Source organism: Caulobacter sp. GW821-FHT10A10 (genome assembly GCF_059415745.1).
Genome location: NZ_JBWKNV010000001.1, coordinates 919,852 through 933,366, shown reverse-complemented (window position 1 = coordinate 933,366; position 13,515 = coordinate 919,852). Strand labels below are relative to the sequence as shown.

At 69.3% G+C, this 13,515-nt stretch carries 9 protein-coding genes; 6 read left to right on the top strand and 3 right to left on the bottom strand.

The annotated features are described in order from the left end of the window. Window positions 1-21 precede the first annotated feature (21 nt). Both AC07NS_RS04425 and AC07NS_RS04420 read right to left on the bottom strand, forming a co-directional pair. Window positions 22-1,467, bottom strand: coding sequence for an OprO/OprP family phosphate-selective porin (locus AC07NS_RS04425; RefSeq protein ID WP_494601730.1), 1,446 nt, complete (start codon window positions 1,465-1,467; stop codon window positions 22-24). Window positions 1,468-1,671: 204 nt separating this feature from the next. Next, complete coding sequence (locus tag AC07NS_RS04420; RefSeq protein WP_494601728.1) at window positions 1,672-4,908, bottom strand: autotransporter domain-containing protein; 3,237 nt, start codon at window positions 4,906-4,908, stop codon at window positions 1,672-1,674. Between the two features lie 243 nt (window positions 4,909-5,151). Between AC07NS_RS04420 and AC07NS_RS04415 the strand changes: the two genes are divergently transcribed. The 6 genes from AC07NS_RS04415 (at window position 5,152) to phoB (ending at window position 11,788) form a co-directional block, all read left to right on the top strand. Beyond that, window positions 5,152-6,609: a sensor histidine kinase gene (locus tag AC07NS_RS04415; RefSeq protein WP_494601726.1), complete on the top strand. Its 1,458-nt coding sequence runs from the start codon at window positions 5,152-5,154 to the stop codon at window positions 6,607-6,609. 102 nt (window positions 6,610-6,711) lie between these two features. Next, complete coding sequence (gene pstC / locus AC07NS_RS04410; RefSeq protein ID WP_494601724.1) at window positions 6,712-8,154, top strand: phosphate ABC transporter permease subunit PstC; 1,443 nt, start codon at window positions 6,712-6,714, stop codon at window positions 8,152-8,154. After that, entirely contained in the window at window positions 8,147-9,460 is a 1,314-nt protein-coding gene (pstA, locus tag AC07NS_RS04405) for a phosphate ABC transporter permease PstA (RefSeq protein WP_110121097.1), read from the top strand. The genes pstC and pstA overlap by 8 nt, the downstream gene beginning before the upstream one ends. 55 nt (window positions 9,461-9,515) lie before the next feature. Beyond that, window positions 9,516-10,358: a phosphate ABC transporter ATP-binding protein PstB gene (pstB, locus tag AC07NS_RS04400; RefSeq protein WP_370444041.1), complete on the top strand. Its 843-nt coding sequence runs from the start codon at window positions 9,516-9,518 to the stop codon at window positions 10,356-10,358. A gap of 23 nt (window positions 10,359-10,381) precedes the next feature. Beyond that, entirely contained in the window at window positions 10,382-11,074 is a 693-nt protein-coding gene (gene phoU, locus AC07NS_RS04395; RefSeq protein WP_110121099.1) for a phosphate signaling complex protein PhoU, read from the top strand. 21 nt (window positions 11,075-11,095) lie between these two features. Beyond that, window positions 11,096-11,788, top strand: coding sequence for a phosphate regulon transcriptional regulator PhoB (phoB, locus tag AC07NS_RS04390; RefSeq protein WP_110121100.1), 693 nt, complete (start codon window positions 11,096-11,098; stop codon window positions 11,786-11,788). 49 nt (window positions 11,789-11,837) lie between these two features. Here the strand turns inward: phoB and AC07NS_RS04385 are convergent, their stop codons facing one another. After that, window positions 11,838-13,439 (bottom strand): hypothetical protein, encoded by a 1,602-nt coding sequence (locus AC07NS_RS04385; protein WP_494601721.1) that lies wholly within the window; start codon window positions 13,437-13,439, stop codon window positions 11,838-11,840. Window positions 13,440-13,515: the final 76 nt, after the last annotated feature.

Here is a 13,515-nt window from a genome sequence, read left to right as displayed (position 1 = left end):
GGAGAGGGTGAAGGCTCTTGCCTAGAACGCGAACTGGCTGCGCAGGTTGACGGCCTGGTAGCCCTGGCTGAGCGCCACGGTCCCGCCGGCCGGATCCAGGCGGTCGATGTCGACGTCCAGATAGTCGAGCGAGAACTTGGTCACCGAGTTGGGGAACCAGTTCACCCCGGCCGTCCAGATCGTCTGCTCGCCGCCGCGCACCCGGTCGGCCGCCAGCGTGGCGGTCTCGTGGTGGTTCAGGTCGAGCACCGAATAGCGCGCCGCCAGCTCCCAGGCGCCCCACTTGCCGGCCTTCGGGTCGAAGGGGTTGGCGATCGACGGGGCGTCGAAGGCGAAGGTCGAGCCGTTGTAGCGGCGGCTCTCGCCGGTCAGCACCCAGCCGCCCTCGACGTACCAGCCGCCGAACTTCGGATTGCTGACGCCGGCCGCCGGGTTGCGGCGGTCCAGGGCGATGTCGAAGTACTCGCTCTGCACCAGCAGGTTCTTGTGCTGAACGGCCAGTTCCACGCCCACGTGGCGCAGGTTGTCGGCGTCGATGGCGCCGGTGGTGACCAGGGTGGTCCCGTCGACGCGCAGTTCCGGACGCTCGGTCAGCGTCAGCGGATAGGCGCCGCCGACGGCCGTCTGGGCCGGAGTGACGATGTAGCCGGCGCCGACGCCGGTGTGGACGATCCAGTCCTTGGTCTTGACCGGCAGGAAGGCGGCGCGGGCCACATAGCCCTGCTGTTCGTCGAAGGTCTGGGCGTCGCCGGTCTTGCCGCCGGTGGCGGCGGCCGACAGCAGCCAGCGCTCGCCGCTGGTCTGCACCTGCAGGGCGTAGCGGCGGTCGGCGGCGGCCAGGCCGCGCGTCAGTTCCGAGATCGCCGGGCGCTCGGCGAACAGCGAGCCGTTGGTCGAGCCGGCGTCCTCCAGGCCCACGTTCGGGGCGAAGGCGCCGACGCGCACCTTGAACGGCGCGTAGTTGTACTGGAGGAACAGCTCCTGCAGCACGCCCGAGCCGTCGGTGCCGGCGCCGCCGAAGTCGAGCAGCACGCTGTAGTCGAAGTTCTTGAAGACCTTGCCGTCCATGCCCAGGCGCGCGCGGCGGAAGTTGCTGCCGCTGTTGAGGTCGCGGCCGTTGCCGATCACGGCCGGCAGGCCCTTGTCCTGGAAGTAGTGGGCGGTGTCGAGCTGCATCACCCCGTGCAGGGTGGCGCTGAAAGCGCCGTCGGTCGAGGCGATGGTCGGGCGGCCGCCGGCGATGCTGACGGTCGCGGCGGGCGCGGCGGCGGGAGCCGCCTTCGGGGCCGCGGCGGTCGCGGTCTTGATCTCGGCGATCTGCTTCTGGAGAGCCGCCAGCTGGGCCTCCAGGGCCTCGATGCGGGCCTGCTGGTCGGGAGCAGCTTGGGCGTGAGCGCCGCCGGCGACGACGAGCGTCGCGGCGCCGGCCAGGGCGGCGGCGCCCCGGGCGAAGCGATGGATGGTCAAGGTCTTCCCCTCACGGCGATCAGGGCCGCCGTCTGTTATCGATGGGAACAGCCTTAATATTAGTCCTTAAACGGACCTTTAGCGTGGCGAGCCGGGAAGGCCGTGACGACTGCGGCGGATTGTCGCCAAGATCGGCGCAAAGTCCTTATGAAAAAGGCCCCGCACGTTGTGCGAGGCCCTCTTCTCCACCTAGGCGGACGATGCTTAGAACATCGTCCGGCCGGTGAGCTTCACGTTGTAGCGCTTCTGGCGCTTGGTGCTTTCGGCAGTGCCTTCCAGCGCCACGTAGGACATCGCCGTGCCGGCCCGCAGGGCGAAGCCCAGGGTCAGGGCGCCGTCCTTGTCGTCGAACGGCTCCAACACATAGGTCTGGCCGTTCAGAGTGGCGACGGTGTCGGCCAGCTTGCCGGCCAGGGTCTTGCGGTAGCCGACGCGGACTTCCGGGCGCACCCAGACGTCGCGGCCGAATTCGGCGCCCAGGACGACGCCCACGTCGCCGCTGAGGTTGCTCCACTTGCGTCGGCCGATCTCGTTGTCCATCACCGTGCCGCCGCCGGTCTCGTCGTGGCTCGACTCGTTGAGGTAGGTGTAGTCGACCCGCGCTTCCGGACGCGAGAAGAAGCGGCCGAACTTCACTTCATAGGCCGTGCCGGCGAAGGCGTTGGCGGTCAGGGCGCCCCAGTCGCTGCTGGCCTTGCGCTTTTCCTCGTAGACGCCGTCGCCGTTGGCGTCGACCAGGAACACCCGGTCGCTGTCGAACCAGCCGTAGCCGACGCCGCCGCCGAGGTTGAAGCGCCACGGACCCACCGACCGGCGCCAGTAGACGCCCGTCTGGACCAGCGACGAGGTGGTCTGTTCGCCCACCTGGGCGACGGTGTCGTGCTCTTCCAGGGCGGTGTAGGCCAGGGTCACGCCAAGCGCGCCGCCCGCGTCGCCCATCGCCTCGTAGCCGGCGACGAAGCCGAAGGCCTGGGTGTCGGTGCCCAGGGTCGGGCCGTCCTCGCGACGGACCAGGGCGTTGATCTCCTGGACCCAGATGCTGTCGGGCCCGTAGCGGTCGCCCGGATCGGGCCGGATCGAGGTGGCCTGCGAGATCTGCTGGGTGACGGTCTGCAGGGTGGCGAACATGCCCTCGCCCTGGTCCGGCAGCAGCTGGTTGTAGCGGTTCAGGAACGTGCCGCGGTCGCTGATGCCCAGGAAGCCGCCGGCCACGTCGGCGTCGCCGCTGAGGGCGTTGAAGATCGCGTCGTAGGCGGCCGCGCCCGAGCGGGCCATGCCGATCTCGGCGGCCGTGCGGCGGCGCACGTCGATATAGACGTTGTTGGCGTCGGCGCGGCTGCTGGCGACGTACATGTAGGGCGCGTCGTCGAGCAGGCTCTGGCCCAGGGCGCCGCTGGTCAGCGAACCGGCGGTGATCACCGTGTACGAGGTCGGGGCGCTCAGCAGGCTGGTCAGGCGCAGGCCAAGCTGCGCGCCGCTGGCGACGGTGGCCGCGCCCGACACCACCAGGCGGGTGTTGGTCGAGGTCGCCGGATCGGCGGTGAACACCAGCTTGCTCTCGGCGCCGAGGTTCAGGCTGGTGATGTTGATCGTTTCGGCCTTGGTCAGGCCCAGCGAGCCCTTGCCGATGGTGACGTCCAGCCGGCCGTCGCTGTCGCTGATCGAGCCGATCACGGCCGCGCCGCCGTCGATGCGGAACACGTCGGCGCCGTCGCCGAACGAGATGTCGCCCACGACGGTGCCGTTCAGCACGTTGAAGGTGTCGGCGCCCGAGCCGAAGCGGATGGCGCCGATGATGGCCGGCTCGTCGGCGTCGTCGACGCCGTCGCCGTCCGTGTCGGTGTCGGCCACGCCGTCGGCCCCGTCGTCGCCGTCGTTGACGCCGTTCTGGGTCAGGGTGACGCCGGTGGTGTTGCGGCTGACGTCGATGGCCACGGCCTTGCCGGTGACGACCTCGTTGCTGGCGTCGGTGTCGCTGTCGTCGGTGTCGAGATCGTCGTCCGTGGGCGAGATCGAGGCGATGATCGAGCCGGTGTTCTCGATCGAGGTCAGGCCGCCCGAATAGTCGATGACGCCGTAGGCCGTGCCCTTCTCGCCGACGACGGTCGCGTTGATCACGCCGGCGTTGCGCAGGGTGTTGGTCCCGCCGCCGGCCTCGATGGCCACGCCGCGGGCGTCGAACACGCCTTCGGAGACGCTGTAGGCGACGATCGTGCCCTTGTTCCAGATGGTCGGGGCGTTGCCGCCCGCGGTGACCCGGACGGCGGTGCTGTTGGCCTCGTAGGCCTGGGCGGTGATCGAGGCGTCCGAACGGAAGCCGCCGGCGATGTTGGTCGCCTGGCCGGCGTTACCGCCCAGTTGCACGCCGGTGGCCGTCACGCCGTCATACAGGCCGTTGGCCGTGATGGAACCCTTGGCGATCACGCCATAGGCGTTGTCGCCCGTGCCGACCGCGCCGACGGTGATCGCGCGGGTGTCGGAGCCGACCAGCAGGGCCGGGGCGGCGCCATAGACGGTCAGCGCGCTGTTGCCTTCCGAGGCGTCCTCGACGCCGTCGCCGTCTTCGTCGGTCTTGGTGGTGTCGTTGTCGGCCGGGCGGATGTCGAGCAGCACGCCGCCGCTGACGTTGCCGGCCACGCGGACGGCCGAGCCGCCCTGCAGCAGGTCGTCGGCGTCGAGCTTGTCGCGCACCGTCTTGTCGGTGGGGCGGCTGGTGTAGCGGTAGCCCGTGGCGCTGACGCCGCCCTGCACCACGAAGGCGCCGGTGACGTCGCCGTCGACGGCCACGCCGACCGAGTTCTCGCCCAGGACGCTGACGCCGCCGTTGATGGTGACCTTGCCGGTCACCGGGGCGGCCACGCGCACGCCGTAGCTGTTGTTGCCGGTGACTGCGATCGTGCCGCCGTTGGTCAGGTTGCCGACCAGGGCGCTCTCCAGCGAGATGCCCGCCGAGTTGTTGCCCTCGATGGTGATCGAGCCGCCGGTGGCCAGGATGTCGCCGGTGAAGGCGCCGGCGCCGGTCAGGCGGATGCCGTAACGGTTCTGGCCCAGCGCGAAGGCGCCGTCGATGTCGCCGTCCGAGTCGGCGTCGGTGGCGGTGTAGTCCTCGTCGAGCGTGATCGTGCCGGTCTGGGTGACCGTGCCGGTCGTGCCGCCATTGATCAGTATGCCCGTGGAATCGTTGACGCCCTGGGTCGTCAGCGAGCCGGTGTTGGTGACCTTATTGTTGCTGTTCAGCGTCACCAGCGCGCCGGAGGCCGTCAGCTTGATCGTGCCGCCCGTGTCGATCTTGACATCGTCGGCCGCGCCGCTGGTCCCAGCGGAACCGGTGGCGATCGGGGTCGTCCGTTCGGAATTGATGACGGTCTCGGCCTGCGCGGCCAAGGCCATGGCCATCAGAGGAGCGGCCGCGACCGTCGCGACCAGGACCTTGCGCTGCATACGAACCGACCACCCTAAGGAGAATACCCTCGACCCCCGAGATTGCGTCATGTTGCGGCGAAATTGCGGTGACCCGCCACAGTCGACACGTATCCAGGGGTTCCCCGTCTATCCCATGAGATCGGGCGGCGCCATATCTGCTTCGTCGAATCATCGCTTCGTCACAAAACTGGCCTACGAGCCTTGGTCCCGCCGTCGGGCCGTTCGAGGCCCGCGTCGCCAGATGGAGCCCGGACCCCCGCCATGCCCACCGTCTCCCCCCCTTCGCCGGTCGCGCCGGATCGCTGGGGCGGCCCCTTGGCGGGCGCATGGGCCGGGGCCTGGACGGCGGTCGCCGGCGGGCCGGTCGCCCTGGTGGCCATGACCGCGCTGGGCGCGGCCCAGCCGGGCGTGGCCTTGCCGGCCGCCGTGCTGCTGGGCGGCGGCGGCGTCTTCCTGCTGCGCCGCCTGCGCCGTCTGATCGAGGACGCCTCGCTGGTCGCCATTCCGGCCGCCGCGACCGCCGACCGCGCCCCGCCCTTCGCGGTGATCCTGGAGAACCTGCCCGAACCGTTGATGGTCATCGCCGCCGAAGAGGCCGACGACCTGACCGGCCGCCGCTTCGTCTTCGCCAACGCCGCCGCCCGCGAGCGTTTCCGCATCAAGGAGAGCGCCCTGCTGGTCACCGCCGTGCGCAGCCCCCAGGTGCTGGAGGCGGTGGACGAAAGCCTGTTCGGCGGCGTCGAACGCACCGTGGAATGGACCGGCGTCGGCTCGCAGGGCCGCGACTGGACCGCCCACGCCCGGCCGCTGGGCCGCGACGACCGCGGCTCGCAGTTGGCCCTGCTGGTGCTGCGCGACGAGACCGACGTGCGCCGCAGCGAGCGCACCCGCGCCGACTTCCTGGCCAACGCCAGCCACGAGCTGCGCACGCCGCTGGCCTCGCTGTCGGGCTTCATCGAGACCCTGCGCGGCCACGCCAAGGAGGATCCGGGCGCCCGCGACAAGTTCCTCGGCATCATGCAGGCCCAGGCCGAGCGGATGTCGCGGCTGATCGACGACCTGATGAGCCTGTCGCGCATCGAGCTGAACGAGCACATCGCCCCGGCCGGCCGCGTCGACCTGGCCATGGCCGCCCAGGACGTCATCGACGCCCTGGCCCCCCAGGCGCGCGACAAGCAGGTCAGCTTCGACGCCATCCTGCCGCCGCGCGGCTCGGCGGTGGTCGAGGGCGACCGCGACCAGATCGTTCAGGTGGTCCAGAACCTCGTCGACAACGCCATCAAGTACACGCCCAAGGACGGCGTCGTGCGGGTCGAGATCTTTCCCGGCCTGACCCCGGCCACGGCCGTGGCGCCGCGCGACCCGGCCGCCGCGCGGCTGTCGCTGCTGACCCCCGACCATTCGGAGTCGGAGTCGCTGTTCGCGGGCCTGCGGGTCGGCGACAAGGGGCCGGGCATCGCCCGCGAGCACCTGCCGCGCCTGACCGAGCGCTTCTACCGCGTCGAGGGCCAGAAGAGCGGCGACCGCTCGGGCACGGGCCTGGGCCTGGCTATCGTCAAGCACATCGTCAATCGTCACCGGGGCGGGCTGCACGTGGAGTCGACCCAGGGCGAGGGGGCGACCTTCGGCGTCTACCTGCCGATGGCCAAAACCTTGCCCGACAAGGACTTGGCCACAGCTGACGGGGCTGCTCCGGGCGGTGTCGTAAAACTGTCGTAGAAACGTCGCATAAGGTCGGCGCCCGGCCGGCATAGATCGGTCACGGGCGGGGCGGCGCAACGGGCGCCGTGCTCGCATCCTACGCGCAAGACCGCTTCACGCATGCTGACCTGGCTCTCGCTCCTCTTCCTGGCGCTGTTCGCGCTGGCGGCGTTCCTGCTCGGTCGGGGCCGAGCGCTCAAGGCCGCCGGCGGCGCTTCGGTGCGCCTCCACTCGCTGCCCAACTATTACGGCGCCTACGCCGCCCTCTGGGCCGGCGCGCCGGCCGCCCTCCTGCTGCTGCTCGGCGCCGTGTTCGGCGGCCGACTCGAGGAGGCGGTCCTGCAGGCCGAACGTCCGGCGGCCGTCTCGGCCCTGACGTCCGACCGCCAGGACGTCTTCTTCAGCGACGCCCGCGCCATCGCGGCCAAGGAGTCGCCGTCGGAGGTGGTCTACGAGGGCGAGCTGAAGACCGCGCTCGACGCCAAGGTCGCCGAGTCCCGCAAGATCACCGCCATCGTGCGCTACAGCACGATCGGCCTGGCCTCGCTGGTGGCCCTGATCGGCGTGCTGCTGGCCCTGCCTCGGGTGGGCCTCGAATTCCGCGCCCGCAACCGGGTTGAAGGCTGGATCAACGGCCTGCTGATCGCCTGCTCGGTCGCCGCCGTGCTGACCACCCTGGGCATCGTGCTGTCGCTGGTCTGGGAAAGCTGGCGCTTCTTCCAGAGCGTCAACCCGCTGTCGTTCCTGTTCGGCACCGAGTGGAGCCCGCAGATCGCCATGCGCGCCGACCAGGTGGCCTCGTCGGGCGCCTTCGGGGCCGTGCCGCTCTTCGCCGGCACCTTCCTTATCATGCTGATCGCCATGCTGGTGGCCGCGCCCGTCGGTCTCTACTCGGCGATCTACCTCTCGGAATACGCCAGCCGCAGCATGCGCTCGACGATCAAGCCGCTGCTCGAGATCCTGGCCGGGGTGCCGACCGTGGTCTACGGCTTCTTCGCCGCCCTGACCGTGGGTCCGCTGTTCCGCGCTGGCTTCAACGCCATCGGCGCGGTGCTGATCGGCGGTCCGCTGGACGGCGTCGGTCAGTACCTGATGGAAGTCCAGAACCAGATGGCCCTGGTGGCCGGGGTGGTGATGGGGATCATGCTGATCCCGTTCGTCTCCTCGCTGTCGGACGACATCATCAACGCCGTGCCGCAATCCCTGCGTGACGGCAGCTACGCCATGGGCGCCACCAAGTCCGAGACGGTCAAGCGGGTGATCCTGCCGGCCGCCCTGCCGGGCATCATGGCCGCCATGCTGCTGGCCGTGTCCCGCGCCGTCGGCGAGACCATGATCGTGACCATGGCGGCGGGCCTGCAGGCCAAGCTGACCGTCAACCCGCTCGACACCGTCACCACCGTGACCGTGCAGATCGTCACCCTGCTCACCGGCGACCAGGAGTTCGACAGCCCCAAGACCCTCTCGGCCTTCGGCCTGGGCCTGACGCTGTTCGTCGTGACCCTGGCGCTCAACATCATCGCCCTGCGCATCGTCCAGAAGTATCGGGAACAATATGACTGACGCCGCCATCACCGCCGGCGCCGCTCCGCACGGGCAGGGCCCCCGCGCGACGCTCTCGGCCGCCGAAGCCCGCCTGAAGAAGCGCTACCGCTCGGAAATGTGGTTCAAGGCCCAGGGCATCGCCGCCATCGTCGTGGCCATGATCTTCCTGGTCGTGCTGGTGGGCCGCATCGTCGCCCAGGGCTACACCACCTTCGAGACCCACTCGATCAGCGTGCCGGTCTACCTGAACCCGGACCGCATCGACCGCACCGCGCTCGACGGGGTCAACTACGACTACATCGTCGCCGAGGCGGTGATGAAGAAGCTGAACATCCAGGACGACGACCTGGGCACCACGTCGGGCAAGGTCATGGACCTGGTCTCGCGCGACCTCGGCTTCCAGCTGCTCGACAAGATCAAGGCCGACCCGTCGGTGATCGGCAAGACGATCACCGTCACCGGTCCGGTCAAGGCCGACGCCGACCTCTACTACAAGGGCGAGATCAAGCGCGCGACCGCCGAGGAAGACCGCAAGCTCGACAACCAGCAGCTCGGCTGGCTGGACCAGCTGGAGAAGAGCGGCACCGTCAAGGGCGGCTTCAACTTCGGCTTCTTCACCAAGTCCGACTCGACCGAGCCTGAACAGGCCGGCGTGCTGGGCGCGGTGGTCGGCTCGGCCCTGATGCTGATCATCACCGCCATGATCGCGGTGCCGGTCGGGGTGATGGCCGCCGTCTATCTAGAAGAGTTCGCCCCGAAGAACCGCTGGACCGACGTCATCGAGGTCAACATCAACAACCTCGCGGCCGTCCCCTCGATCGTCTACGGCCTGCTCGGCCTGGCCCTGTTCATCAACTGGCTGCACGTGCCGCGCAGCTCGCCGCTGGTCGGCGGCCTGGTGCTGGCCCTGATGGCCCTGCCGACCGTGATCATCGCCACCCGCTCGGCCCTGAAGGCCGTGCCGCCTTCGATCCGCGAAGCCGCCCTCGGCGTCGGCGCCTCCCGCGCCCAGACCGTGTTCCACCACGTGCTGCCGCTGGCCATGCCCGGCGTGATGACCGGCGCCATCCTGTCGCTGGCCCACGCGCTCGGCGAAACGGCCCCGCTGCTGATGATCGGCATGGTCTCGTTCGTGCCCGGCGTGCCGGAAGGCTTCACCGGCGCCTCGACCGTGCTGCCGGTGCAGGTGTTCATCTGGGAGAACGCGTCGGAACGCGCCTTCCACGAGCGCACCGCCGCCGCCATCCTCGTCCTTCTGATCTTCATGATCGTCATGAACGCCGCGGCCGTCATCCTGCGCCGCCGCTTCGAACGCCGGTGGTAGGATCCATATGACCGTCACCAACCCCAACGCTCTCGCCCTCGTCCAGGGACACGCCATGCCCACCCAGAACCGCGACGGCGGCGTCGCCGCGCCCGTCATCCACACCGCCGTGCCGCAAGGCCATGGCGTGGTCGAGACCCGCGACTTCAAGATCCGCGCCCGCGACGTCAACGTCTTCTACGGCGACAAGCAGGCCCTGTTCGACGTGGCGCTGGACATCCCGGCCAAGTCGGTCACGGCCTTCATCGGCCCGTCGGGCTGCGGCAAGTCGACCTTCCTGCGCTGCATCAACCGGATGAACGACACCATCCCGTCGGCCCGGGTGCAGGGCGCGATCGAGATCGACGGCGCCGACGTCAACGCCAAGAGCGTCGACCCGGTGGTGCTGCGCTCGCGCGTCGGCATGGTGTTCCAGAAGCCGAACCCCTTCCCGAAGACCATCTTCGAGAACGTCGCCTACGGTCCCAAGATCCACGGCATCGCCACCCGCAAGGACGAGCTCGAGGCCATCGTCGAGAGCAGCCTCAAGAAGGCCGGCCTGTGGAACGAAGTCGCCGACCGCCTGCATCAGCCGGGCACCGGCCTGTCCGGCGGCCAGCAGCAGCGCCTGGTGATCGCCCGCGCGATCGCCGTCTCGCCCGAAGTGATCCTGATGGACGAGCCCTGCTCGGCGCTGGACCCGATCGCCACGGCCAAGATCGAGGAGCTGATCGACGAGCTGCGCAGCCAGTTCTGCATCGTCATCGTGACCCACTCGATGGCCCAGGCCGCCCGCGTCTCGCAGAAGACGGCCTTCTTCCACCTCGGCAAGCTGGTCGAGAGCGGTCCGACCGAGGAGATGTTCACCAATCCTCGCGACAGCCGCACCCAGGACTACATCACCGGCCGCTTCGGTTAAGCGCAGGCGGAAGGAAACAGGACATGACCGAGCATACCGTCAAATCCTACGGCGAAGAGCTGAACCACCTGACGGCCGAAGTCACCCGCATGGGCGGCCTCGCCGAAGCCCAGGTGGCCGACGCCATCGAGTGCATCGCCCGTCGCGACGCGGGCCTGGCCCAGAGCGTGGTCGGCCGTGACGAGCGCCTCGACACCCTGCAGGTCGAGATCGAGCGCAAGGCGTTTCGCCTGATCGCCCTGCGTCAGCCGATGGCCGTGGACCTGCGCCACGCCGTCGCCGCCCTGAAGATCTCGATGAACCTCGAGCGCTGCGGCGACCTGGCCAAGAACATCGGCAAGCGCGCCCTGATCCTCAACGACGCCGAGCCGATGAGCGCCCTGACCCGCTCGATCGAGCGCATGGGCCGCCTGGTGCAGGGCCGCCTGAAGGACGTGCTCGACGCCTACACGGCCTCGGACGTGCAGCGCGCCATCAGCGTCTGGAGCAGCGACGAGGAAGTCGACGAGCACTACAACTCGATCTTCCGCGAACTGCTGACCTACATGATGGGCGATCCGCGCACGATCAACGCCTGCACCCACCTGCTGTTCGTGGCCAAGAACCTCGAGCGCATCGGCGACCACGCGACGAACATCGCCGAGAACATCCATTTCGAGCTGACGGGCGAGGAGATCATCTCCCAGCGTCCCAAGCTCGACGTGATCGCTCAGTAAGCCTCTGGAGGGCCGGTCGACGTGACTCCGTACGTTCTGGTGGTCGAGGACGAGGACGCCCTGGCCACTCTGCTGCACTACAATCTCGACAAGGAAGGCTACCAGGTCTCGGTGGCCGCCGACGGCGAGGAAGCCCTGACCCTGGCCAGCGAGCGCGCGCCGGACCTCGTCATCCTCGACTGGATGCTGCCCAAGGTCTCGGGCATCGAGGTCTGCCGCCGCCTGCGCGGCCGCACCGACACCCGCAACGTGCCGATCATCATGCTGACGGCGCGGGGTGAAGAGAGCGACCGCATCCGGGGGCTCGACACCGGCGCCGACGACTACGTGGTCAAGCCGTTCTCGATGGTCGAGCTGACCGCCCGGGTCCGCGCCGTGATGCGCCGCATCCGCCCGGCCCTGGCCGACGACCGCATCACGGTCGGCGACATCATCATCGACCGGGTGGCCCACCGCGTGAAGCGCCAGGGCAAGGAAGTGCACCTTGGCCCGACCGAGTTCCGCCTGCTCGACTACCTGATGCAGCACCCGGGCCGGGTGTTCAGCCGCGAACAGCTGCTGGACGCGGTCTGGGGCTCGGACGTCTATGTCGAGGCCCGCACCGTGGACGTCCACATCGGTCGCCTGCGCAAGGCCCTGAACGGCGCGGCCGAAGCCGACCCGATCCGCACCGTCCGCTCGGCCGGCTACTCGCTGGACGTCGAAGCGGCCTGACGAAAAGAGGGGACGGCGCGTCGCGCGCCGCCCCCGTTTCATCCGAAGCCTAGGCGCCGGTGTCGGCCAAGATGACCGCGTTGATCACCGAGGCGCCGTCGTCGCTCAGCCGGCGGGCGACGAAGTAGCGGCCGTCGAAATAGAGGTCCGCCAGCTTCCTGCCGGTCGCGCCGGCGCCGAACCAGAAGCCGTAGTTCGGCGCGCCCGCGCCCGTGGCCGCGGAGGCCTGGATGACGCTGAACATCGGCGCGGTCAGGGCCGCCGTCCCGACATTGAGCTTGCCGGTGTTGCGTTCCGACTGGGCGCTGACCGCCGCCTTGCCCGTGTAGTTGTACGGGTCGTGGATCACCACGCGGCCGGTGGCGATCAGGGCGTCGGGGATGTCGAACGTGGGCGTTCCCTTGCAGGGCAAGCCCAGATCGATCTTGCAGAGGCCGGTGAAGCCCGCGTCGATCTTGATGGCCACGCCGGCGTCGTCGAACACAGGATTGATGATCGTGACGTTGTCGGCGGTCGCGCCGACCCGGATCTTGATCGGCGCGACGCGGAAGATCGTACCGTCGATCACCGTGTCGCCGTTCTGGATGTCGACGCCGATGTCGGCGGCGACGATGCGGCCGCCCCGGATATTGGCGACCACCTCGCGATGGGCGCCCTGCACGTCGCCGCTGCCGGTGCTGTTGATCCGCACGCCGGTGCTCTGGGACTCGGTGTGCAGATTGACCAGATGGATGGCGTAGGCGCCGTTGAGGATGTCGACCCCGACATTGCCGTCGGCGGCGGGATAGTCGATCTGGCAGTCGGTGGCGAAGACGTCGTTGGCGCCGTCGAACACCATGCCGCGCGCGGCGCCGTAGGCGAAGAAGCGCTCGATGCAGGTGAACTCGTTCGTCCCTTCCAGATAGAGGCCGACGCCGGACCGCTTCAGGTTGGCCGGCGTGGCGTCGTCCACATGGGCGGTGACGAACGGCCAGAAGTGCACGTCGACGATGCGCGAGACGTCCCTGGCGCCCTTGAGCCGGATGCCGTTCTTGCCGTCCAGCCGCAGGTTGCTGAGATTGATCCGGCCGCCGTCGATGCCGGTCCCGGAGAGGCCCGTGCCGCCGGCTGGGGCGGTCATGTCGGCCAGCACGCAGGTGTCGAAGCCGGCGATGAAGGCGTTGCGCACGGTCGCGCCGGTGCGGTTGGCGGTGACGCCGACCCCGCTGTAGTCGGCCAGCAGGGCGGTGATCGCCGCGGTGGTCGTCGGCGGTTCGCTGGCGTCGGGCAGGTCCTGCACGATCGACAGGTTCTCGATCGCCGCGCCTCGGCCCAGGCTGAGGGTCGCGTTGGGCACGAGACGGATCAGCGAGGGGCGGTCGAAGATCGACTGGCCGACGCGGGGCTGTTCGGCGGCGACGTCGTCTCCGCTGAGCACGGCGTCCTGGGGCAGGGCGACCGAGGTGGCGACGCGATAGCGGCCGGCGGCCTTGACCTTGCCGCCGGTGACGGCGCCGGCCGTGTAGCTGGCGAGGGCCGATTGCAGGGCGGGGCCGTCGTCGCCGGCGCCGGTTCCGGCCGCGCCGTAGTCCTCGGCCGAGCGAATCTCGGCGATCTTGGCGTCGACGGATCGAGTCGTCGCGCCGGCGCCCGGTTGGGTGTAGGTGACCATGGGAAATATCCTGAACTTTGAAAAGGCTTGAAAAATGCCGCCGGCCAGGCCGTCGGTTCAGGTATTGTTCGGCATG